We start from the raw sequence: 23171 nt of genomic DNA, 5'->3' as shown, positions 1-23171 counted from the left end.
TTTTTATGGCTAAAAATTATGTACAACAGGGTGGCACAATTGCTCTGGTTAATAGCACAAAAGAGATCATTAAAAGTGGTCAACTGGTGCACGTTGGCGCCATTGCTTGTGTTGTGATTACTGATATTCAACCTAGTGAAAAAGGTGATGGTTTCTCAGAAGGTGTTTTCTTGCTGAACAAGAAAGCCGGTATTGCCTTAAAAGCCGGTGCAATGGCTTTAGTTAAAGACAATGTCGTGGTGGATACAGGTGGTACACCTACTGGTGTGGTTTGGGATGATGCGGATGCATCGAGTGAAAATGTCACGGTTAAACTCAATGTGTTCGCACCAGCGGGTACGCCATAGGATAGAAAACGATGAATCCATTTGAACGGTTGGTAAAAAGAATGGATAACGTGACCGAAGAACGGATGGGGGTTCCCATCCGTATCAATGGTGTTATTTATCAAGCACTCGAATCTCACTTTATCCCTGAATTGGGGCCGATGAGTGGTGATGGGGTAAGTTATGTTATTTTTTCGTCAACCTATCAACCTGACCGTAAGGATCATGTTGAAATTGATGGCAAAACTTACCAAATCACTCGGCATCAAAAGTTTAATGGTAAACCACATATTTGGATTAAATAGGTGTGTGATATGAAAGGGTTAGAGCAAGCCATTAAAAACTTGAATAGCATTAATGATGAAATGGTACCGAAAGCCACAGCAATGGCGATCAACCGTGTTGCTCGGCGTGTTATTAGTCATAGTGTTAAACGGGTTTCATCTGAAACCAAAGTACCTCAACGCCTTATCCGTCAACGTGTTCGACTTAGTCGAGCGAGCAGTCGCTATAAAACGCCACGTGCTAGATTAGTGATAAACCGGGGTAATTTACCCGCCATCGCTTTGGGTAGTGCGTGCGTTCAACTATCAAGAAAACGAGGTAATCAGAAAGGAGCAGGAAGTGTATTGAAAGTAGGAAAATTTTCTTTTCCTAATGCCTTTATTCAACAGCTCGATAATGGGCGCTGGCACATTCTTCAGCGAGTTGGGAAAAGTCGTTATCCCATCGAAGTAGTTAAAATACCACTCGTCACACCGTTAACAACAGCTTACACCGAAGAGTCAGAAAAGTTGGTTCAATCTGATATGCCAAAAGAAATGGCATCGGCATTAAAGCAACAATTACGGCTTTATATAAAAGGGAGGGTTTGGTGATCAAACACACGCAGATCCGACACGCAATTAAAGAGGCGATTGAGCCTCATGCCAATGGGGCGACAGTATTTGATGGTCGCCCTTTTTTTGTGGATGAAAACGACTTCCCAGCGGTTGCCGTGTATATCACGGATGCTGTCTCAACGGGTGAAAACCTTGATGAAGACAGCTGGCAAGCGATCGTTCACATAGAAGTTTTTCTCAGTGCAAATAACCCAGATGCTGAGTTAGATAAATGGGTTGAAGCCGTGATTTATCCCGCACTGACGGCTATTCCCGCACTGTCCGATCTTATCGAAAACATGACTCCCAATGGCTACGACTACCATCGTGATGAAGAAATGGGGTTGTGGGGTTCTGTCGATCTCAATTATCAAATTAATTATTCAATGTAAAAGGAATCATTATGCCTACACCAAACCCATTGGCACCCGTAAAAGGTGCTGGTACCACGCTTTGGATTTATAGCGGTACCGAAGACCCATTAAAAGCGCCATTTGATGATACGGATTGGACGCGACTGGCAAAAATTAAAGAGTTACAGCCGGGTGAAATTACCGCAGACAGTTATGACGATACCTATCTTGACGATGAAGATGCAGATTGGAAAGCGACTGCTCAGGGGGAAAAATCAGCAGGTGAAGCCAATATTACGCTGGCATGGAAACCGGGTGAGCAAGGGCAAAAAGATCTGGTTGATTGGTTTCAACTGGGTGATGTTCGTCACTATCGCATTAGTTATCCGAATGGGGCAGTCGATATTTATCGTGGCTGGGTCAGTTCGCTTGGGAAGTCAGTACCCGCAAAAGAAGTGATCACCCGCACCATCAAGATCACCAATAGCGGTCGCCCAGCGCTGGCTGAAGAAATCAAACCTGCTTCAGAGCAGGGTAAAAGTGGCGCAACCATTAAAAAAGATACTGAGTAAGGATTAACAACATGTTTTTAAAGAAAAAAGAGTTTACTTACGGTGGTGAGTCTATTGCGTTATATGAATTATCAGCACTTCAACGCATTGAATACTTTGATTTTTTAGTCGAGCAATCAGAAAAAAACGACGATATTGAAAAAGTGGAAGGTGTTAAAAAAACAGCCCTGATTATTCGTGCAAACACAGAATCGAACACCTGGTTAGTGTCTCGTTCATTAGCGCACGGTTGTTCAGATGATGTTGAGCAAATTTACAATGATGTTCTTTCAACGTGGAATCCTGAAGCACTCGGTCTTGCAGCTAAAGAAGTGCTGGTGATTAGCGGGATGGCACAAGTTGAAGGCGCGGAAAATGAAAATATTCAAAGTGATGCACAGGAAGAGTCACTGGAAAAGTAGTTGCCCGTGAACATCAATTTATCCTGCGTTTGTCACACGAATTTAAACGCGCGGATTGGCGCAGGATGCTCAGCGAAATGACAGCGACCGAGCTCGCTGATTGGTTACACTTCTTTAATGAAACTCCCTTCACCCTCCAACTCATTGATCATGCTTTTTCTGGACTTAACTTCACTGTCGCCAGTGTTTTTGGTGGCAGTGATAATTTATCGCCAGAGGATTTTAGCGTGTTGTTACGAAAACCCGCTGTTGATATGGACGATGAAACCATGATGGCGGTAAGTGAAGGGATAGCGGGCGGAGTACGATATGAGCCAACAAATAGCGGATCTCACGATTAATTTATGTGCTGAAACAGCAGATTTTAAAGAACAAATGGGGCGTGTTGAACGTCAACTGCAAGAAACCGCAGAAAAAGCCGAAACCAGCCAACGACGCATGGCTCAACTGGTTGAACAGCAAGCGCAATCTGCTCGCAGTTCTGCAGAGAGTACTGCGCAATCTCTTCAAGAGCTCAATAATCAGCAAGAAATATCTCAAGAAAAGAGAGCAGAATACGCTCAACGTATTGCTCGTGATGAAGCTGTCGCTAAAAAATTATCAGCGGAACTCGCTAATAATTTTCTAATTCAAGCTGAAAATGCATTAAAAGCCAGTAATCCTTTAGAAGGCTTAATAGAGGTGACTAAAGATCTCTCCAAAAGCTTTAATAAAGGAAAAATGTCGATGGAGCATTTTTCTAACGCAGAAGAGCAGTTAAAAGCAAAAGTAAGGTCGATGCGTAATGAATACAGCGCAGTTGCAGAAAGCTATTATCAGCAATTAGATGGTATATCCAAATTAAGCAATCAAACTGCTGAATTCACGAAAATCAAAGCACGCTTAGCTGAAGAGTTTAAAAAGGGAAAGCTTCATCAACAGGATTATAATAACCTTCTTATTGAAATAGCAGAAAAAACACAAAGAGTAAGTCGTGAAGAAAAATCACAAACACAGCAAAAAACACGGTTTATTCAGCGACTAAAAGAACAGGTTGCCACTCAAAATTTAAGTCGTGAACAGATGTTACGTTATCAAGCCTCTCAACTTGGTGTCAGTTCTTCAGCCGAGATCTATATTCGTCGATTAGCTGAATCTAACAAAGAAACTAAAGAGTTTGATAAAAACAGTAAGTCATTATCTGGTCGTCTTCAAGGTATTGCCAACTCCTTTAATATGGGCTCGCTGGTTCGTGGTGGTATCTGGGGAGGGATCACTGCAGGTTTAACTGGCGTTGCAAAGCTAGCCTATGATGCGGAAAGAGAGTTTTTTCAATTTAATAAACAACTGATATTAACCGGTAACTACGCCAATAAATCTGCCAGCCAATTAAATGAAATGGCACGGACACTGGCTGGTGGCGGTATTACACGTGGTGAAATGGCATCATCTATTTCGAGTGTTGTCGGTACAGGTGTGTTTTCCAATAATGAGATTTCCCGTGTTTCAAAAGCGGCCGCACAGATGAATTACATCACAGGGCAGGCGATTGATACCACGATTGATCAGTTTAAACGCTTACAAGATGAACCGCTTCAAATATCGCTTGAATTAGAAAAAGCGAACCACCACCTCACGGCATCCCAATTAGAGCAAATAAGAACGCTCGAATTGCAAGGTAATAAAACAGAAGCAGCTAAATTGGCAATCGATGCTTATGCGCAATCTATCAATGATGGTGCTAATGATATTGTTGAAAATCTTGGTTTTTTAGAGTCTGCATGGAAGGGGGTTCAGGACGCAGCCAAAAAAAGCTGGGATGCGATGCTTAATATTGGGCGAACAAAAGACCTAAAGCAACAGATTAACGAATATGAGCAAATGTTAGTTGAGTTCCAAATAAACCCCGCATCGAAAGGTATTTTCTTTGCTGAAACAAATATGACACCGGATGAGTTAAAAACCAAGGTGGCTGAACTCAAAGAGAAGTTGGCTGATATTGATCTTAAAAAGGCTCAGGATCAAGCTGAAAAAGTAGCTAGCCAATCAGAGGTAAATAAATTCCGAATTAAACAAGAATTCTATAATAAGTATGCAAGCTGGGAAACAAAGAGGAATGCAGAACTTACAAAGTTAAACGCTAATAAACATGCATTATCTGAAGAAGAGTATAAAGAATATGAAAAAATGATTAATTATCGACTAAGAGACCGTCAAATGCCGGGCTCTGGTCGAAGTAAACCTTATAAAGTTTCTGCAGGCGATCGTGAAGAAGAAAAAGCGTCTCGTGATTTATTAGCATTGAAAGCTCAATTGAAAATCCTTGAAGATCACAAAGGTGCTAATGATGTTATTAGTCAGCAACGTAAAGACTTTCAAAAAGAGCAGGCGCAATTTGCAATCTTAGAACAAGCACAGTTGACTCGTCGATTAGATAATGCTGAAAAATCGCTATTAGCCAATAAGGAAAGTATCCTAATTCAAAAGGAAGCATTAGCGATAGAAGGCGATAAAGTTGCTTTGCAAGAGCGTTTAAATAAGATGCAAGATCAGGCTGATAAATATATTGCTCAACAATCGGAAAAACGTAAAGCGATTGAAGAAAGCATGGGTAAATCAGCAAGAGAGCAACAACGTTACTTAGAACGAGCTCAACTTCTTGCGGGACAAAAAGAGAACCCACAGCTAAATAATATGTTAGCCGAGCAACAAAAAACCTATGAGGTTGAAGATCAGAAACGGGCTGATTGGTTAGCGGGCGCCCAAACGGCATGGGGTAACTATAAAGACACCGCGCTTGATGTTAACTCTCAAGTGCAAAATGCCACATCTATGGCCCTTAATGGGTTTAGTAGCCAATTAACTAATGTACTGGTTGATGGTGAAGCAAACTTCAAAGACTTTACAAAATCGATCCTCAAAATGCTGACGGATATCTTTATTAAAATGTCTTTGGTTAAAGGAATAGAGGCGATGGGATTTGGTTTTGGTGCCCCCGTTGCGAATGCGAACGGCGGGGTTTACAACTCAGCCAGCTTAAGTGCTTACAGTGGACAGATCGTGCATAAGCCCACCATGTTTGCTTTTGCAAAAGGTGCGGGCTTGATGGGAGAAGCTGGGCCAGAAGGTATTTTCCCTTTGCGCCGTGGTGCTGATGGGAAGCTGGGTGTTATTGCGAAAATGCCCAATCAGGGAGGAGGCGTTACCCAGCATTATCACATTACCATACAAAATGATGGTAGCAATGGTCAGATAGGGCCTGAAGCATTGAAAAAGGTTTATGAAATCAGTAAGCGAGGTGCTCAGGACTATATAATGAGCCAGCGTCGTGATGGTGGGGCTATGTAGATGGAAATATTTAAGTGGAAAGTTAAACCTGATATGAAAAAGGAGTTTGAGCCTCGAGTAAAATCAGTGAAGTTTGGCGACGGCTATGAACAGCGTCGCACTGATGGTATTAATAATAATCTAAAAAAATACAATGTAACGCTGATCTATATAAATAATGAAAGCTTGCAGATTGAATCATTTTTAGAAAAACATGCTGGTGTTACTGCATTTTTATGGAAGCCACCTCATCAATCAGAATTAATTAAGGTACTATGTCGAAAATGGTCGTCTTCAGCAGGGATGATTAGAACTGAAATAACGGCTGAATTCGAACAAGTTGCATCTTAAATATTGTTAATTGAGGACATATGAAAAAACTTATATTGATAGTTTTATTATTTCCATTTTTTACACAAGCTGAAGTTTCAGAAAAAGATTTTATTATTGATACGATTAATATAACTTGTGCGGAACATAAAGATCCTGAGTTTTGCCGTTGGCAGGTAGAAAATATAAGTGCTGTATCAAGTATAAATACATTAACTTATTACAGATGTAAGCTTGATAATAAAAAAGACAAAGAGTGTCTAAGAGCAGTAGAGATGTTTGATTATATACAAGGACAGTATGATAAAAATATGAACGATATGAAGAAACAATAATATTAACTTAAAGACCCGCTTCGGCGGGTTTTTTATTGGAGCTAATATGCAACATATTCCTCCTGAAATGCGAATTAGTGTTACCGAACTCTCCTCTACTGATGCCTTGCTTGAACTTTACGAATTTGATTTAACTAAAATAGGCGGTATTCGGTACCGCTTTTTTGATGGACTCAATCAGCGTAAAGAGCCGTTAATCTGGCAAGGAAACGCCTATGAGCCTTACCCCGTGAAAGGCGAAGGATTTACCTTTAATGGCAAAGGCCCCTCAGGGCGACCCACTATTACATTGTCGAATTTATTCGGGCTGATTACAGGGATTGCCAGTCAGTTAGATAGTGCAATTGGTGGGCTGGTGGTACGCCGCATTGTCAGTGCTCAATTTTTAGATGCTGTCAATTTTCCTCATGGCAATCCTAATGCCGATCCGTCACAAGAGATTGTGACACGTTGGATCATCGAACAGATAACCAGTTTAAACTCAGTGACTGCTACCTTTATGTTGGCGACACCCAGTGAAACCGACGGATTGATGCTTCCTGGTCGCGTGATTTTGTCAGATATCTGCCCTTGGGGATATCGTTCAGAAGAATGCGGATACAAAGGGCCTCCTGTTGCTGATGAATGGGGAAAACCAACCACCGATCCGTTAAAAGATAAATGCGGTAAGCGTTTGAGTGACTGTAAGTTACGAAAAAACGAATCCCGTATAGGGGCATTTGTTTCTACTTCCCGCATTGGTAATAATTAATTCCCTCCTAAGGTGTTTCTTATGATTGAACAAGCAATTTTAGCGCAGGCAAAAGAGCAAGCGCCCTTAGAGGCGTGTGGCTTATTGATAAGTACCGCGCAGGGTGAACAGTATTTACCTTGCGTTAATCAGCATGCCGATCCGAAAAACCACTTCACGATTTCTTTTGATGATTTTATTCGCGCCGAACAGCAGGGCGAGGTGATCGCGGTTGTACATAGTCACCCTGATGGTCAGCCTTATCTCAGCTCCTTAGATCGACAACTGCAGGTGAACAGTGCGTTGCCGTGGTGGGTGGTCTGTGATGAAAAAATTCACCGCTATCAGCCAGTGCCTCATCTCTTAGGTCGCCAATTTATTCATGGCTCAACAGATTGTTATGGGTTGTTTCGTGATGCTTACCATTTGGCAGGACATGAATTGCCTGACTTTGAGCGACATGATAATTGGTGGCGCCAAGGCAAAGAACTGTACCTCGATAATATGGTGAGCAGTGGCTTTCGGCAGGTCAAAAAAGAAGCCCAGCCGGGCGATATTATTTTGTGTTGCTATGCCAGCTCTCGCGCTAATCACGCGGGGATCTATTTAGGCAATCAAACGATTTTGCATCACATTCCAAACCAACTTAGCAAACGCGAGGAGTATAACGAACGATGGCAACGAATGACGCACTCAATCTGGCGTTACCGAGATTGGCAACCTTCCGACTTTACGGGAATTTGCAACGATTTGGACGTCGCTTTGATTTAAATGTGAATACCGCCTCTGAAGGGCTTCATGCGCTTTTTATTCAAATTCCAGCATTACGTCTCGCCATTCGTGATGGTTGGTATCAAGTCCGCATTGCCGGTACCGATATTTCCCCGCAAGAAGTTCACCAAAAATTCAATGAAGCCTTGCCTGATAATGCGGTCGTCCATATTGTGCCGAAATTATCAGGGGCTAAAAACGTCGGTGTTTTTCAGTTTGTTGCAGGTGCTGCCTTATTTTCATTGGGATGGTGGGGGCCTGCGTGGATCTCTGCAACGGTAGCCACATCTTTGATGGCGGGTGGTGCAGCTATGATGATTGGTGGGGTCGCACAAATGCTGATCCCCGCGCCTAAACCCCCTAATTTATCTCGTGGTGATGAAGAAAAAGGCAATACCTATTTTAGTAATCTTGATAACGCGGTTGCACAAGGGATGCCGGTGCCCATTGCGTATGGCGAAATTATGTGTGGTTCACGTGTCATTTCACAATCCGTTGAAATTATGGATGACAGTGACGGCGAAGATATCGATGCCGGTAAACACGGTGGATAAGAGGAGCTCGTATCATGGGTAAAGGTGGTGGCGGTCAAAGAACACCGTATGAGGCACCGAACGATTTAACATCACGCCAAAAAGCCTCATTAATTGATTTAATCAGTGAGGGGCCAATTGAAGGCCCTATTCATATTCAAGGCTCTATGGACGATTTAGGGTGTATTTATTTGGATGATACGCCAGTGATAGATGGCTCTGGCAATAGCACCATTAATGGGATGTATGCACAATGGCGGGCAGGGACATTAGAGCAACCGGCAATGAGTGGCTTTACCGCGTCTGCGAATGAAGTGCCGGTGGGTATCGAAGTTAAATATAATTCCCCCGTCACTCGTACTATTACCTCACCCAATATTGACCGTTTACGTCTAACCTTTGGTACACAAGCTCTGGTTGAAACCAAAGATAATGGTGATCGCGTACCGACTTCTGTTCAATTACAAATCCAAATCCAGCGCAATGGGACATGGATAACAGAGAAAAACGTCACGATTAATGGCAAACGCTCTAATTCGCCTTATTTAATGGCTGTTGTGTTGGATGATTTACCGCCCGTTCCGTTTAGTGTGCGTATGATCCGCATCACTCAAGACAGCACCTCTGACAAAATCCAAAATAATACAGTCTGGTCGAGTTATTCTGAGTTAGTGGATATTTCACAAACCTATCCGGGTTCTGCAGTTGCGGGATTGATGTTTGATAGTGAGCAGTTTGGCAATAAGTTTCCACGCCGTAATTATCTTATCAAAGGTCGTATTATTCAGGTACCGAGTAATTATGATCCAGATGAACGGATTTACTCGGGAATTTGGGATGGCACCTTTAAACCGTCATTTACCAATAATCCTGCATGGATATTATGGGATTTATTAACCCATCCGCGTTATGGCATGGGGAAACGTCTTAATATCAGTGAGGTCGATAAATTCGCCCTATATGCCATTGGTCGTTATTGTGATGAGCAGGTTGATGATGGGTTCGGTGGAAAAGAGCCCCGCATGGTGTGCAATGCCTACATTACGGACATGCGCAAAGCCTATGATGTCATGGGGGATATGTGTGCCATGATGCGCATTATGCCCGTCTGGAATGGACGAACATTAACCTTTATCCAAGATAGACCGTCTGATGTGGTGTGGCCATATACCAATGCTAATGTGATTGATGGTAACTTTCAGTATAGTTTTAGTGCATTAAAATCGCGTCATACCGCTGTCGAGGTTCGTTTTATTGATCCCGATAATGGCTGGAAAACCAGTGTTGAGCTGGTTGAAGATGATGCCAGTATTGCACGTTTTGGACGTAATGTGATGCGCGTCGATGCCTTTGGTTGTACTAGCAGAGGACAGGCTCATCGTCATGGTCTTTGGTTATTAACGACGGAAAAATTAGAGACGCAGACGGTTGAGTTTACTGTTGGCAGTGAAGGCCTACGTCATATGCCGGGTGATATTATCGAAATTGCCGATAACTATTACGCGGACAATCAAATTGGTGGGCGTCTGACACACATTGATTATGCCTCTCAAACATTAACCTTAGATCGCAATATCGACACACCCCAAAGCGGCAAATCAAGCGTCACGCTCATCAATGCACAAGGTGATCCACAATCGTATGAAGTGTTGAGCTATCCCGCATCCAATCAAATAAAGCTGGATACCTTGCCGTTAGGGTTACGAGAGGGCGGAATTTGGACGTTGACGCTTCCGTCTTTACGTCGCCGATTATTTCGCGCTATCAGCTTGGCTGATAACGGAGATGGCAGTTTTACGGTTATTGCAGTGCAACACACGCCCGAAAAAGAGGCGATTGTTGATAAGGGTGCTAAATTTGAGCCAAAGCCCGATACGCCATTAGGGGGATTTATTCCACCGGTTGAAAATCTTTCTGTGGATATTGAATTGGATGCAAGCGCATGGCAAGTGGAAGCCAGTTGGAATACACCTTATTCCAGCCGAGGAGTCGACTTTTTATTAAAACTCACTACGGGTGATCGTATTGTTGGTACCGCTTCAACCACAGACACAATGTATCGTTTTGGTGGTTTACCTCAGGGGAATTACGTTTTATCCGTCGTTCCTCAAAATGATCGGAAACAAAAAGGCGAGGTGGCCACAACTTCATTCGCGATTAATCCACCATTACCACCGAGTTATATTGAAGTGGAATCCGGTTATTTTAGCTTGGGTATTATTCCGCGTTCTGGCGGTCAAAATAGCTTACGAGCACAGTATGAGTTTTGGTTTTCAGAAAAGCAGATCACGGATATTCGCGAAGTAGAAAGTCGCGCTGAATATTTAGGTGTTAGTTCTATGTGGGTTATTCAAGGACGCAACCTAAAAGCAGGGCATACTTATTATATTTATGTTCGCAGTATAAACGCTGTTGGAAAGTCAGCGTTTGTTGAAGCCAAAGGGGAGCCTAATAGTAATACCAAAGAAATACTCGATGAGCTAGACGGTCAGTTCATGACAGCAGATGCCGGCAAACAACTCAGTGATAAATTAGATTGGAATGCTGAGACAGCAATTATTCTTAGTAATGCTGACTCTCAACTATCACGCAGTTTGTTAGTGAAACACGGTCAGTCACAAGCGGGTATTCGCGAGTTATGGCAAGTCCGTGCTACTGATAATGAAGCATGGGCCCAAACAGTCACCCAGCTCTATTCTTCAATTAATGATGCAGAGAACACGTTTAACTCTGAAATCAAAGAAGTTAAAACATCTATTTCTAAACTCGATCAGGCGTTTGGGCAAACAACTACTGAAATTAGAACGGAGATAACAACAACTAACAGTGTAACTAATCAGCGCATTGATAGCACGAATAACAATTTAGCCGGTACCAACAAAAACCTCGGAATTACTAACCAGAATTTAGATAAAACCAATCAAAACCTCGATAAAACTAACCGCTCATTGCAAATGACTGATGAGGAGGTTGTACGCATTGCTGCAGACGTAGTGACAAACAAAGAGGCGATATCTAAAACAGATAAGGCACTAGCGAAATCTGAAGAACAAATTCAGGTTAAATTTGGTGAGCAAGAGGGATTGATTAAGCAGAAAATGCAGGCTGAATTTAGTCAGACAGGCGACGGTGTTGTCACTCACTCAATTAATATCACGATTGTTCATGACAAGGTTAAATATAACGCAGCAGGGCAAGTGATTAGCGCCCAGGTTAAGAATGGAAAGCTCGAAAGTTTCATAGGCTATAATGCTAATAATTTTGCGTGGTATAACCCTGCAAATGGCAAGATGGAATTATTCATGTATGCCAAAAATGGGCAATTGTTTATTCGAGATTTATTTATTGAAGATGGTTCTATTACAAACGCAAAAATAGGGAATGTTATTCAATCAAATAATTATGTGATGGGAAAATCAGGTTGGATAATTAATAAAAATGGGTTTGCTGAGTTTCAGAATATAAAAGCAAGAGGAGAAATAGAGGCAACTTCTGGACGTTTAAACAATGTTGTTATTGAGAAGAGTTGTGAAATACTCGGAACGTTAAATGTTGAAAACTTAGAAGGGAATATAGTTACAGTTACTCAAGATGTTTATCGTAGTCTCTCTTTCCCTCATAGTGAAATTGTTGAATTATTTAAAGTTAAACGAAGAACTCAAAAGTGTTTTATATGGGTGCAAGGCGCATTAAATCCATACGAAAGAATACCAAATAACGGTGTCAGGGTAGAGAACAGAGCGGCATTTGCATACCGCGCACCCGGCTACGGTTATAATGGAGGAGAAGCCGATATCTATATTGATGGGATCATTCAGCCCAAACCTAACACCTACAACATGGAGGGGCTAGCATCGCCTGATTTTTATGCTGTAAATGAGTTTGTGCTGGAATTAGGTCCGGGTGAAGGTGTTGCCAGTATAGGCATAAAAATCCCTCGACTCGACAATCAAACGACACGTTTTATTATGCGAGCCAGAATAATCGTATTTCCAGATAATCAAGATGTTATTTTTTAATTAAACCATGGAATAAATCAATTATGATATACACAACAGGCACTGTTAACACAGTGTCAGGGTCTGTTATTGTCAAAGGCACTGGCACTAAATTTAAAAATAATAACCCCGCCATTAATATTGGAATGACGATTTTAATTAAATCGGGAAATACGAATATTCCGTATATGATTAAATCCGTTAATTCCGACACCGAATTAGTATTAGCGCAACCTGCATTAGCCACAGCAACTAACACCACATTCTCAATTCATATTACTGAGCCCGATAATAATAGTGATGCAGCTCGAACAATGGTCGCTATTAATAGTTACGTTGAGTATTTCCTCGATGCAATGAATACGTGGATGACTCAAACGGGCCAAACAAAAATTGAGATACCGAACGGGGAAGTTGTCACGCTAGATAGCATTAAGAAGATGCAGGGGGATATCAAGAATAAGGCTGAGTTAACTAAAGTTGAACTTCAAACATTTTTAGGCCCCATAGAATCAATTAATAGCGTTTGGGCTAAAAAATCCATAAATAATAGAGTTGGTTTGGTTGCTGAAGATAATCGTCGCTTCATATCAACAAGAGCGGAAAATAGCTCTGGATACAACAGTATTGATATCCCAAATAAAAGCGGAACAATGATGCTTATTGGTGATTGCGGTATAGGTGATAACAATTCCGTAATTAATTATCTGCCGGATATTGATTCTGTAGATTATAAAAATGGCACTATTAGTTTTTTTAACACCAATACAAAAGGCACCTTGCCGTTTAGTTACGGTTATATACATGCATTTAATGCGCGGGTAGGAACGGGAATTGTACAAATCGCATACGAAATCAGCACAGGGAGAAAAATAAATATCGCTGTTCGTGATAATTTAAATAACTCCTGGGGTAAGTGGGTTAGATTTTACAATACTGACAATACAATAGTTGATACCCAAGGATTTATTAAAAAAGCTTCTCCAGTTGTTAACATTAACCCCGACGGCACATTTATAACTAACGACGAATCCGAAGGCGCTACGGTTACTCGAGTAGCTCAGGGGGAATATCTCATCGAAGGTGTGTTAGGTTTTAACTCAGATGCAGGTTGGGGCGGTGTCGATGGTGGTATTGAAATTCCACTCGATGTAAATAAACAACCACTTATTTGGGTAGACTCTATTGTTAATGAAGACGGCTCTATTCTCGTTAAAACGTATCACCGTACTCACCCTAATGCGCCTAAATTCGCCCGTAATGATATTGACGGTTACAGCGACGGCGACCCAATTGATATCCCTGATGGTCGTTTTATTTCCGTACGTGTACAGATGCCAGAGCAATCAATCTATAACGTGAGAATGCGAGAGATGGAAGAGGCACAGAAAGCGGAAGAGGAACGTAGACAAAAAGAAGAGGAGATGAAAGCACAATTCGGGTTAGGTGAAAATGATGCACTACTATAGTGGGGCATTATAATGTAATGAATTTCATATTTTCACTATTGCATTATTGTTCATTTTTTTTATACTTTAATAGTAAGATTATTCATGTAAATATCATTAATAAATTGCCTTACCTTTCCCACTCCAAGAGTGGGATTTTTTTATTATCAATAAATTCTATCAAAGTCTTCATCATTACTATCAAAAAAACAATCGATACGTTCCGATTTGTTTAGAATTCTTTGACATTTTTTCAATACATTTGCATTCCTATCATGTATATTTTGGTATTGAATTTTTTCTTGGGGGGATAATTCTGAATAAATAACTCGTTCTTGACATCCAATTAAAAATAATGATGTTATTAATAATAAATAATACTTCATATGCTTTTTATTTTATAACTGTAAAGAAATATACTATTCTATTTAACTCTTATTTTTCAAGTGTTAATTATTGGATTTTTTGTTTTTTCTTAGTAGATGACTAAAAGCAAACAGGCTAGTTTATTTAATTACCCGTTTGCTTAAAATAACACCTTATACGTTAAATTTATTATATTTAGTTTAATTTAAATTTTTCTACAGCATATTGCAATTGTTCTGATTGCGTTTTTAACTCTAGTGCCTCAGTTGTTGATTTTTGTACAAGCGTTGCATTTTGATGAGTAACTTGGTCTATTTGGGTGATGGCTACACTTATTTGCTCAATACCTTGGCTTTGCTCATCAGAAGCAGAGGAGATTTCATTTATAAGATGACATACATTAGTGATAGCACTTATAATTTCATCAATTGTCTCTCCGGCTTCATTAATTAAATTAGAACCAGTGTTTACTTTATTTTCTGAGTTTTCTACCAGAACCTTAATTTCTTTTGATGCTTGGGCACTGCGACTAGCTAAATTACGTACTTCATCTGCCACAACAGCAAAACCGCGTCCTTGTTCTCCTGCTCTAGCTGCTTCGACCGCTGCATTAAGTGCCAGAATATTGGTTTGAAATGCAATACTATTTATTACATTTGTTATTTGTGAGATTTGTTGTGAACTATGAGTTATTTCCGTCATTGTATTAATGATTTTATTCATTATATGACCCCCTTTTGTCGCGATATCGGTAGTGCTTTCAGCCAATCTCGTGGCTTCTTTTGCATTTTGGGAGTTTTGTTTTACTGTTGTCGTTAACTCTTCCATGCTTGCTGCTGTTTCTTCTAATGAGGCAGCCTGTTGTTCGGTACGAGATGCCAGATCGGTGCTTCCTTTAGTTATTTCATCTATACTGAAATGAACCGCGCTAGTATTAGCATGTACTGCATTTACAGTGTTTACTAATGATGCTTGCATTTCGTGTAAGCTAGTAGCTAGTTGTCCCATCTCATTACGGCCCGAAATGGTTATATTATTAGTAAGATCTCCATTCGCTATATTATGAATATGATACATAATAGATTTTAAAGGCTTTAATAAGAGGTGTTGTAAGCCAAACCAAACAATTATTAGGACTGTAATAATAACGATAGTAATTACACCAAGAATCCATTGCATTTGAATGAAGCTTTTATGATTTTCATCTTCAGCAATTTCTTGTAAAAGATTATTTTCATCTCTCCAGTTATTAAATGCCACCTCCATTTCATTTTGTATTTGTTGTGCTTCTAAATTACTATATGATTGGTAGTCATTTGAGCTTAGATATTCAATAGATAAATTCATGGTCTCATACATATTTTTCCACGTTTTTTTGATGTTATCGATCAATTCTGTTTGTTTTTTATTAATATCAGAAGATTGTAACCAAGATATATAATGAGATTCAGCTTCATTTAATGTGGTACGAGCAACGCCTAACATATCATTGATATCTATTATATGATTTGAGTCTTGTTGACTTTTGAGATACCTAATAGCAACTCTTGCTATAGTTAAACGTGTTTTTATTAGGGCATTAACACCGTCACTTAATTTTTGTTGTTGTTTATTTAAGTTTTCAAAATTTTGAAAGTTATGGAGACCTTTATTTATAATGGAATAAGAAAAACCAGCTGTGATTAGTTGTAATGCACAGAATATAGTTAAGGCAAAAATAGTACTCTTAGTAATATTTAAATTATTTAACATTTTGATTACCCTGTTATAATTTCATGATGATACAATTATAACGGCTTATCTCAAATAACCTTTAATTTTAATACTCAATAAAACTATAACATTTTGATTTTTATAATGAAATAAAATTAATAAGTTTTTTAACACTTTTGAATTATTGTTTCTTATTTTTCTATTTAAATCGAGTAGTTACCTATATGCGTATAAAATATTTTATTAACTCATCATCTAAGATGAAAAATTCTTTATAATTAGTAACGTCTATTATATATGCTCATTATCTAGATATAAAAATTAAGAATATCTTTATCTAATTTTTAACTAATTAGTAGAATTGTTTTTAAATCTAATTAATACTTTTCTATTACTCAAGTTTTGTATATGGATAATATATTACTCTTTTTTTAGAGATAATAGCTTTTCACACCATGTATCAAGTGTTTCCCGTTTTTCTCTTAAATAATCATATCGGTCATAGTGCTTTTGAGAAACGCCTGGTCTTTTGTGGTTTTGTACCATATCCCTTAACTCAGAACTTATTCCCATTTCTCCAGCTAATGTTTTGAATGTTCTTCTCACATCTCTAGGCGTAAATTTCTCAAATTCATTTTTCTTACAAAATTTATTTAATTGTTTAGCGTATTCAGATGTTAACAGGTGCCCTTCTTTAGTTTCAGCAGGGAAAATATAATTAGATGTTGGATATAATAGTTCTTGGATATTCAGAATATTAATGGCAGGCTGAACCAAAGGGATCACATGATAATCGCCTGTTTTTGAAATGTGAGGAGGAACTGTTAATGTGTTGTTCTTTTTATCCCAATTGTCGCGAGTATTAGCCAGAATTTCCCATGGCCTTTGTCCTGCGGAATAAACGCAAAATAGAAATAGACGCGCATAATCTGAGTTAATAGGGCATTCTATGGTGGGCTTATTGAATAATTCTAATAATAGCTTCAACTCATCCCATGATAAAAACCTATCTAACGCTTTATCTGCACCTTTTTGTCTAGGAACCACAGTGACAGGATTTCGCTCCAACCCATAAATAACGCGCTCGTTTATTTTTGCTGGATCATTATCGGCAAATAAACCGAAATTGAATACCGCATGTAGGTTTGCTCTTACCTTGTTTGAGCCAGCTAAAGCACCTCGGGAGATAAACTCAGAAAGTATTCTTTTTATATGATCTGGAGTCACATCTTTTGCAGGCATAGACGCATCAATGTGTTTACTATCTAGAACCTGATTTAGTCTGTTTTGAGTTTTATCATATGAGCGCTTGCCTTGTCGTTTCTGATCTTCAATGTAATCATCAAAGAGCTGTTTTACAGTGGCGTGTTCATATTTAATTTTCTCAGGGGATGATGATTCTGTAGCTGCAGCTACGGATTTTACTGCTGCATCTGCTAGTGATAAATTAGGGTAATCACCAAGCGATATAAATTTCTCTTTTCCATCTTTGAAGTAGCGGTAGACGAAAACTTTTCTTCCAGATGGATATGTTTTTACACCAAGGCGTCCGGTTCCTCTAGTCGCTGATGCTTGCCAAGTATAATACGCAGATTTCTTTGGTTTCAGTCCTCGTATTTTACTATCAGTCAGTAATACGCTAGCCATAACTAATTTCCATTTACGGGTTGTTTGCGGGTCAAGTAACGGGTCAAGTAACGAAGAAATGATATGAAACTAGCTGAAATCATGCAAGGTATATAAATCCTTATAAATCAAAAAGATGAAATCTTATGAAATTATATAAAACTCAATGAAATCAGTATGTAACGCCCTTCTAAGCCGTAGGTCACAGGTTCGAATCCTGTAGGGCGTACCATTTCGAAGTCAATGGGCATCAACCGATGTCTTTTTTTATGCCTAAAATTCAGTGAATTAGCTGATTTTAACCTTTCTTCGTTCAACTGACGTCTACCTATATCAACCTACATCAAGTAATATTTGTTGGTATATGCGTTGGTACATACAGGTTCAATGAATTCTTATACCAACACAAACTCATGGGAGTTCCTATATGGCACTAACAGATGTGAAGGTAAGAGCGGCAAAGCCTGCCGATAAAGGATACAAACTCACTGACGGTGAAGGAATGCACCTTTACGTGCATTCTAATGGTTCTAAATACTGGCGGTTACAATATCGATTTGACGGAAAACAAAAAACATTAGCACTTGGCGTCTACCCTGAAATTTCTTTAGCGGATGCAAGACAGCGTAGAGATGAAGCAAAACGTCAAATAGCTAACAACATTGATCCTTCGGAACAGAAAAAGCTTGAGAAGATAGAACGTAAATCAGCGGTTAATAATACATTTCAAGCTATAACCCTTGAATGGCACGAGTATAAAAAGCCAAACTGGTCGAAAGGTTATGCTGAAGATCTGATGGAGTCATTTGAGAATGACATTTTTCCTGATCTAGGTAAAAGGCCAATTGCTGAAATTAAGCCACTAGAAGTACTCAGTACGCTGCGCAAACTTGAAAAAAGAGGAGTGTTAGACAAGTTACGTAAGATCCGCCAAGCATGTAACCAAGTCTTCAGATATGCGATTGTAACGGGCAAAGCGGAATACAACCCTGCCTCTGAACTCGCTAGCGCATTAACACCTCCCAAAGCGCAACACTATCCACATTTGCTTGCAAACGAATTACCTGAATTTCTTAATGCATTAAATCATTATTCAGGTAGCCCAATCACTCGGCTAGCAACTAAAATTCTGATGTTAACAGGCGTGAGAACTATTGAGCTACGTTTAGCTGAATGGGGTGAGTTTGATTTCGAACGCTGTATTTGGGAGATCCCCAAAGAAAGAATGAAAATGCGCCGCCCACATCTTGTTCCATTATCGACTCAAGTCATCACGGCATTACGTGAAGTTCAAGCCATTACAGGACGCTATAAGTTGGTATTCCCCGGTAGAAATGATATTACCAAGCCAATGAGCGAAGCGAGTGTTAATCAGGTCCTTAAACGTATTGGTTATCATGGAAAAGCAACTGGACATGGTTTTAGGCACACAATGAGCACTATCTTGCATGAGAAGGGATTCAATACGGCATGGATTGAGCTTCAACTTGCTCACGTTGATAAGAATACGATCCGTGGTACGTATAACCATGCTCAGTACCTTGAAAACAGAAGAGAGATGATCCAGTGGTATGCGGACTATATTGATGAGTTGGAGTGTGGGGTAGGGAATGTGGTGAGTGTGAATTTTAAGTGATAAATAGCCATCTTTACATCTAAAGATAAAGATGGCTATTTTAATGGGTGTAATTATTGTTTTATATCTATTGTTTGGAATTCTGGGGTTGTATGAGAGCTAAGTCAGAAAAATATAATTAGTAATAAGTTATCATCAAAATTAATTGCTATTGTTTTAGAATTATAAATTAACTTATTAATATTATTTAATTTATTACAATTATTAGGGTGTGGATTTTAATATCTAGGTAACCTGCTTTGAGGAGATAGAATGAAGCTTAAAATAATTAGGCTATCAGGATTTCAATCTTTTGGTCAGGAGCCAACAGAATTGAATTTGGAAGACATTACTTATTTGATTGGTCCAAATGGATCAGGAAAAACTGCGGTGCTTCAGGCATTATGCCGTCTTTTTGCGTTTGATCCTGGATTACGTAGAGTTCAACGTTCAGACTTCTATATTCCATTTGATGAGGAAGAAACTCCTCGTGAACGCCAGTTATGGATAGAAGCTGACTTTATATTTCCCGAACTTGCAAGAGATGAGGATAATAGTACTGTAGCGCCTCATTTTGGTCATATGCGATTAGATGAGCTAGACGGTGTACCACGTGTACGTTTTCGTCTCTCGGCAACAATGGGATTGGATGGAGATATCGATGAAAGCTTAGTTTATGTTCTGGATATAAATGAAGATGGCTCTCCTGATAATACATCTAAGGTTCCACGGGCAGAACGTAATAACATCCAAGTTCACTATTTACCCGCTCGACGAGATCCAGCTGATCATATTACTTATGGTACAAACGCTTTACTAGGGCGTTTACTTCGTGCCGTACGCTGGGATGCTGAACGTAATACAATTAAGGAATTAACCGATCAAATCAGCGGTAGCCTTGCAGCAAACCCTTCCGTAAATGCATTTAGTGAAACTTTAAAAACGACTTGGGCTTCGTTACATAAAGGAACATTTTTCGCTGATCCAAAAGTAACATTTGTTGCATCGGAAATTGAGGCTTTATTACGGCATTTATCGATTTCTTTCACTCCTAGTCACGACGGGTCACTTGTTGACTTCTCACGGTTGAGCGATGGACAAAAGTCAATGCTTTATCTTTCTCTTGTATTATCGTCTCAAGCAATCGGCAGAGCTGTACTTACGGAAGATGATATATCTTTTGATCCTGATAAATTACGTCCCCCTGTCTTTACATTGATAGCTCTTGAGGAGCCAGAAAATAGCCTCTCTCCTCACTATTTAGGTCGTATTGTAAGTGTTTTGAATGAGATGACAAAAAATGAAGATGCTCAAGCACTTATAGCTACGCATGCTCCTACTATGTTGCGTCGAGTTTCTCCTGAGTTAATACGTTATTTACGGTTAACGGAATCACGTAAAACACGGATCACTTGCATCGAGTTACCAGCAAAAACTGATGATGCGCACAAGTTTGTCCGAGAGGCCGTTCAGGCATTTCCTGAGATCTATTTCTCTCGTCTGGTAGTGTTGGGTGAAGGTGATAGTGAAGAGATTGTATTACCTCGTTTGTTTCAGGCTAAAGGAGCGCCTATTGATGAATCAGCAATTACAATTGCGCCGTTGGGAGGTAGACATGTGAATCATTTTTGGCGATTACTTTCAGCGTTACAAATCCCTTATTTTACATTGCTCGATCTTGATATAGGCCGCTATGCCGCAGGATGGGGGCGTATAAAATATGTCAATGACCAATTTTCTCTACATGAACCACATAAAAAACTACCCGATGGTTACGGTATTCCAATATGGAATAGCACAAAGCATAAAATTAGGAACTATAACCATTATTTAGAAAAGCTCGAAGAACGTGGTGTTTTTTTTTCTTACCCAATGGATTTGGATTTTTCAATGCTGCAGGCTTACCCTGAAGCTTATGATGTTGAAGACAAGGAACCTGATGACTCGACAATTAAGGCTGTACTTGGACAAAACCATTACGATTCATGTCAATATAGAGAAGATGAATTAGAATTATTTAGTACCTATCAGCAGCGTTTTAAACTTGGTAGTAAACCAGCCGCACATATTGAGGCGTTAGCTCAGTTAACGGATACTGAACTACTTGCAAGAATGCCAGCATCATTAAGTCGATTAGCTGATGCAGTTATTATCAAATTGGCGGAGTTACCTGAATGATTACTGTTGAAGAATGGCAACCAGCAGATGAGTTGATTCTTGAGCCAAATGCGTTACGTGCAGCAAAGGAACATGAGTATTGTCTGGCATTGACCGCCGGACCAGGTGCCGGTAAGACAGAAATGCTAGCACAACGAGCTGACTTTCTTTTGCGTACAGGAACATGCCGATACCCTAAGAGAATTCTAGCGATTTCTTTTAAGGTTGATGCCTGCAAAAACTTGAAAGAGCGAGTAGAACGACGATGTGGCTTCGATCTTGCGTCGCGTTTTGATAGCTATACCTTTCATGCATTTGCTAAACGTATTATTGATCGTTTTAGACCTGTACTTGTAAATGAGTATACCTTGGATTTTGGTTATTCTATTGTTGATAAAAAAAATGGTCCTTCTCGAACAGAAATAGAGTTTGGTGATTTAGTTCCGTTTGCTATTCAAATACTGCAAAGCTCAGAAATTGCCCGTAATGCAATTCGACAAACTTACAGTGATATTTTTTTGGATGAGTTTCAAGATTGCACTAATTTGCAATATGAATTGGTCAAACTTGCTTTCCAAGGAACTAGGCTCCGTCTCACCGCAGTAGGTGATACAAAACAAAAAATTATGGCATGGGCTGGAGCACTGGATGGTATTTTCCAAACATTTGTTAATGATTTTAATGCAGTGCCACTTAACTTGTATCGCAATTTCCGTTCTAAACCCAGATTATTACGTGTTCAGAATGAAATTATTCGTACGTTAGATCCTGCTTCTGTTATGTCTGATGAACAATTAAGGGGAGATGAGGGGGAAGTTTATGTTCATAGTTTTGAAGATAGTCGGCAAGAAGCTATTTATTTAGTTGATTTGATTGATAAGTGGATACATATAGAACAAATACCACCAGCGGAAATATCTGTTTTGGTTTCTAAACAATTAGATCTTTATGCTAACCACCTTATGGTTGAGTTGGAAAATCGTGGTATTCCATATCGTAATGAGCAACAAATGCAGGATATTACGGTGGAACCTGTAGCACGCTTGATCGTGGACTATTTGTCTTGTCTTTATAGCGAACGTGAACCTAAGGCTTGGATTCGATTGATGAATCAGCTTATTCCTTTTGCTGATGAAGGAATTCAGTCTAGTGCACGTAAGGATCTTGATCAGCTGATTAGAAAACAAAGAAAAATTGTATTTAATGCAAGGAGTACAGAGCTGCCATTTTCAGACTGGTGGCAATTAGCGATAGATTTTTTAAAGTACACTAGCATCGAAACTTTGGTGGCTTTATCCCCTGAATACGAAAATCGTAAGCGTTTAAAGGAAGTTATTCGAGAAACTTCTATTCGGATTCAAGACTTACTAAGGTTGGAACCAGATTTGCTTAAAGCATTGGGACGCTTTACTGATGATCAAGCTGTAAGAATTCTGACTATTCATAAAAGCAAGGGATTAGAGTTTGATTCCGTTATAATCATGGCGGTTGAAAATGAGATTTTTTTTGGCAGTAAAAATGAAAATCGTTGTGCATTTTTTGTCGGTGTTTCTAGAGCTAAACGAAGGTTAGTATTAACCCATGCACAACAACGAGAGCGCCCATTAGATGCTAAACGATGGGATGTAAAGAGAAGTGCCCAAGAAGAATATTTCAACTACGTAAAACCATTTGTAAATGGTTAGAGTACACTACTATCGTATTTAATAT

At 39.5% G+C, this 23171-nt stretch carries 19 protein-coding genes and 1 pseudogene; 18 read left to right on the top strand and 2 right to left on the bottom strand.

Going from position 1 to position 23171, the window contains the following annotated elements; translation table 11 throughout:
- The first annotated feature begins 5 nt into the window (after positions 1-5).
- From GTH24_RS14970 to GTH24_RS14900, 15 genes and pseudogenes are all read left to right on the top strand, one after another.
- The gene (locus GTH24_RS14970) at positions 6-347 is read left to right on the top strand and encodes a capsid cement protein (RefSeq protein ID WP_164526615.1); all 342 of its coding nucleotides are present in this window, start codon (positions 6-8) and stop codon (positions 345-347) included.
- A gap of 11 nt (positions 348-358) precedes the next feature.
- The gene (locus GTH24_RS14965) at positions 359-631 is read left to right on the top strand and encodes an ATP-binding protein (RefSeq protein ID WP_164526614.1); all 273 of its coding nucleotides are present in this window, start codon (positions 359-361) and stop codon (positions 629-631) included.
- A gap of 9 nt (positions 632-640) precedes the next feature.
- Positions 641-1204 carry a phage tail protein gene (locus GTH24_RS14960; protein ID WP_164526613.1) on the top strand — a complete coding sequence of 188 codons (564 nt, stop codon included), beginning with the start codon at positions 641-643 and terminating at the stop codon, positions 1202-1204.
- Complete coding sequence (gene gpU, locus GTH24_RS14955; RefSeq protein WP_164526933.1) at positions 1204-1599, top strand: phage tail terminator protein; 396 nt, start codon at positions 1204-1206, stop codon at positions 1597-1599. The genes GTH24_RS14960 and gpU overlap by 1 nt, the downstream gene beginning before the upstream one ends.
- Before the next feature lie 11 nt (positions 1600-1610).
- A pseudogene (locus tag GTH24_RS14950) lies at positions 1611-2072 on the top strand (phage tail tube protein); the annotation flags it as partial.
- Between the two features lie 71 nt (positions 2073-2143).
- Positions 2144-2533 carry a phage tail assembly chaperone G gene (gene gpG, locus GTH24_RS14945; protein ID WP_164526611.1) on the top strand — a complete coding sequence of 130 codons (390 nt, stop codon included), beginning with the start codon at positions 2144-2146 and terminating at the stop codon, positions 2531-2533.
- Between the two features lie 65 nt (positions 2534-2598).
- The gene (locus tag GTH24_RS14940; protein WP_241253972.1) at positions 2599-2874 is read left to right on the top strand and encodes a phage tail assembly protein T; all 276 of its coding nucleotides are present in this window, start codon (positions 2599-2601) and stop codon (positions 2872-2874) included.
- Positions 2843-5860, top strand: a complete 3018-nt coding sequence (locus GTH24_RS14935) for a phage tail tape measure protein (protein WP_164526610.1) — start codon at positions 2843-2845, stop codon at positions 5858-5860. Before GTH24_RS14940 ends, GTH24_RS14935 begins: the two co-directional genes overlap by 32 nt.
- Complete coding sequence (locus tag GTH24_RS14930; RefSeq protein ID WP_164526609.1) at positions 5861-6190, top strand: phage tail protein; 330 nt, start codon at positions 5861-5863, stop codon at positions 6188-6190. It begins immediately after the preceding gene.
- Positions 6191-6210: 20 nt separating this feature from the next.
- Positions 6211-6504, top strand: a complete 294-nt coding sequence (locus GTH24_RS14925) for a hypothetical protein (RefSeq protein WP_152964573.1) — start codon at positions 6211-6213, stop codon at positions 6502-6504.
- Between the two features lie 46 nt (positions 6505-6550).
- Positions 6551-7255, top strand: coding sequence for a phage minor tail protein L (locus GTH24_RS14920; RefSeq protein ID WP_164526608.1), 705 nt, complete (start codon positions 6551-6553; stop codon positions 7253-7255).
- A gap of 21 nt (positions 7256-7276) precedes the next feature.
- Positions 7277-8005: a C40 family peptidase gene (locus GTH24_RS14915; protein WP_164526931.1), complete on the top strand. Its 729-nt coding sequence runs from the start codon at positions 7277-7279 to the stop codon at positions 8003-8005.
- Positions 7909-8559 (top strand): tail assembly protein, encoded by a 651-nt coding sequence (locus GTH24_RS14910; protein WP_206535549.1) that lies wholly within the window; start codon positions 7909-7911, stop codon positions 8557-8559. The genes GTH24_RS14915 and GTH24_RS14910 overlap by 97 nt, the downstream gene beginning before the upstream one ends.
- A 14-nt stretch (positions 8560-8573) precedes the next feature.
- On the top strand, positions 8574-12557 hold the full coding sequence (gpJ, locus tag GTH24_RS14905) for a TipJ family phage tail tip protein (protein WP_164526607.1): 3984 nt from the start codon (positions 8574-8576) through the stop codon (positions 12555-12557).
- A gap of 23 nt (positions 12558-12580) precedes the next feature.
- Positions 12581-14005 carry a hypothetical protein gene (locus tag GTH24_RS14900; protein WP_164526606.1) on the top strand — a complete coding sequence of 475 codons (1425 nt, stop codon included), beginning with the start codon at positions 12581-12583 and terminating at the stop codon, positions 14003-14005.
- 540 nt (positions 14006-14545) lie between these two features.
- On the opposite strand, the gene GTH24_RS14895 is transcribed toward GTH24_RS14900, so the two are convergent.
- Both GTH24_RS14895 and GTH24_RS14890 read right to left on the bottom strand, forming a co-directional pair.
- Complete coding sequence (locus tag GTH24_RS14895) at positions 14546-16102, bottom strand: methyl-accepting chemotaxis protein (protein ID WP_099659260.1); 1557 nt, start codon at positions 16100-16102, stop codon at positions 14546-14548.
- Positions 16103-16483: 381 nt separating this feature from the next.
- A complete protein-coding gene (locus tag GTH24_RS14890; protein ID WP_099659261.1) occupies positions 16484-17710 on the bottom strand; it encodes a tyrosine-type recombinase/integrase in 1227 nt (408 codons plus the stop codon).
- 406 nt (positions 17711-18116) lie between these two features.
- On the opposite strand from GTH24_RS14890, the gene GTH24_RS14885 reads away from it, so the two are divergent.
- The 3 genes from GTH24_RS14885 to GTH24_RS14875 all read left to right on the top strand — a co-directional run bounded on the left by GTH24_RS14885 (position 18117) and on the right by GTH24_RS14875 (position 23146).
- Entirely contained in the window at positions 18117-19325 is a 1209-nt protein-coding gene (locus GTH24_RS14885) for a tyrosine-type recombinase/integrase (RefSeq protein WP_115350786.1), read from the top strand.
- Between the two features lie 252 nt (positions 19326-19577).
- Positions 19578-21482 (top strand): ATP-dependent nuclease, encoded by a 1905-nt coding sequence (locus GTH24_RS14880; RefSeq protein ID WP_164526605.1) that lies wholly within the window; start codon positions 19578-19580, stop codon positions 21480-21482.
- Positions 21479-23146 carry a UvrD-helicase domain-containing protein gene (locus GTH24_RS14875; protein ID WP_164526604.1) on the top strand — a complete coding sequence of 556 codons (1668 nt, stop codon included), beginning with the start codon at positions 21479-21481 and terminating at the stop codon, positions 23144-23146. Before GTH24_RS14880 ends, GTH24_RS14875 begins: the two co-directional genes overlap by 4 nt.
- The last annotated feature ends 25 nt before the right edge of the window (positions 23147-23171 follow it).

Origin of the sequence: Proteus vulgaris, from assembly GCF_011045815.1 — a bacterium.
Classification (GTDB): domain Bacteria; phylum Pseudomonadota; class Gammaproteobacteria; order Enterobacterales; family Enterobacteriaceae; genus Proteus; species Proteus vulgaris_B.
Note: the sequence above shows the minus strand (reverse complement) of the source record. Positions and strands in the feature narration are given on the sequence as shown.

Excerpts from the sequence above, each read along its gene's own strand:
- GTH24_RS14970 (WP_164526615.1), top strand. The coding sequence starts at position 6 with ATGGCTAAAAATTATGTACAACAGGGTGGCACAATTGCTCTGGTTAAT.
- GTH24_RS14965 (WP_164526614.1), top strand. The coding sequence starts at position 359 with ATGAATCCATTTGAACGGTTGGTAAAAAGAATGGATAACGTGACCGAA.
- GTH24_RS14960 (WP_164526613.1), top strand. The coding sequence starts at position 641 with ATGAAAGGGTTAGAGCAAGCCATTAAAAACTTGAATAGCATTAATGAT.
- gpG (WP_164526611.1), top strand. The coding sequence starts at position 2,144 with ATGTTTTTAAAGAAAAAAGAGTTTACTTACGGTGGTGAGTCTATTGCG.
- GTH24_RS14940 (WP_241253972.1), top strand. The coding sequence starts at position 2,599 with ATGCTCAGCGAAATGACAGCGACCGAGCTCGCTGATTGGTTACACTTC.
- GTH24_RS14935 (WP_164526610.1), top strand. The coding sequence starts at position 2,843 with ATGAGCCAACAAATAGCGGATCTCACGATTAATTTATGTGCTGAAACA.
- GTH24_RS14930 (WP_164526609.1), top strand. The coding sequence starts at position 5,861 with ATGGAAATATTTAAGTGGAAAGTTAAACCTGATATGAAAAAGGAGTTT.
- GTH24_RS14925 (WP_152964573.1), top strand. The coding sequence starts at position 6,211 with ATGAAAAAACTTATATTGATAGTTTTATTATTTCCATTTTTTACACAA.
- GTH24_RS14920 (WP_164526608.1), top strand. The coding sequence starts at position 6,551 with ATGCAACATATTCCTCCTGAAATGCGAATTAGTGTTACCGAACTCTCC.
- GTH24_RS14915 (WP_164526931.1), top strand. The coding sequence starts at position 7,277 with ATGATTGAACAAGCAATTTTAGCGCAGGCAAAAGAGCAAGCGCCCTTA.
- GTH24_RS14910 (WP_206535549.1), top strand. The coding sequence starts at position 7,909 with ATGGCAACGAATGACGCACTCAATCTGGCGTTACCGAGATTGGCAACC.
- gpJ (WP_164526607.1), top strand. The coding sequence starts at position 8,574 with ATGGGTAAAGGTGGTGGCGGTCAAAGAACACCGTATGAGGCACCGAAC.
- GTH24_RS14900 (WP_164526606.1), top strand. The coding sequence starts at position 12,581 with ATGATATACACAACAGGCACTGTTAACACAGTGTCAGGGTCTGTTATT.
- GTH24_RS14895 (WP_099659260.1), bottom strand. The coding sequence starts at position 16,102 with ATGTTAAATAATTTAAATATTACTAAGAGTACTATTTTTGCCTTAACT.
- GTH24_RS14890 (WP_099659261.1), bottom strand. The coding sequence starts at position 17,710 with ATGGCTAGCGTATTACTGACTGATAGTAAAATACGAGGACTGAAACCA.
- GTH24_RS14885 (WP_115350786.1), top strand. The coding sequence starts at position 18,117 with ATGGCACTAACAGATGTGAAGGTAAGAGCGGCAAAGCCTGCCGATAAA.
- GTH24_RS14880 (WP_164526605.1), top strand. The coding sequence starts at position 19,578 with ATGAAGCTTAAAATAATTAGGCTATCAGGATTTCAATCTTTTGGTCAG.
- GTH24_RS14875 (WP_164526604.1), top strand. The coding sequence starts at position 21,479 with ATGATTACTGTTGAAGAATGGCAACCAGCAGATGAGTTGATTCTTGAG.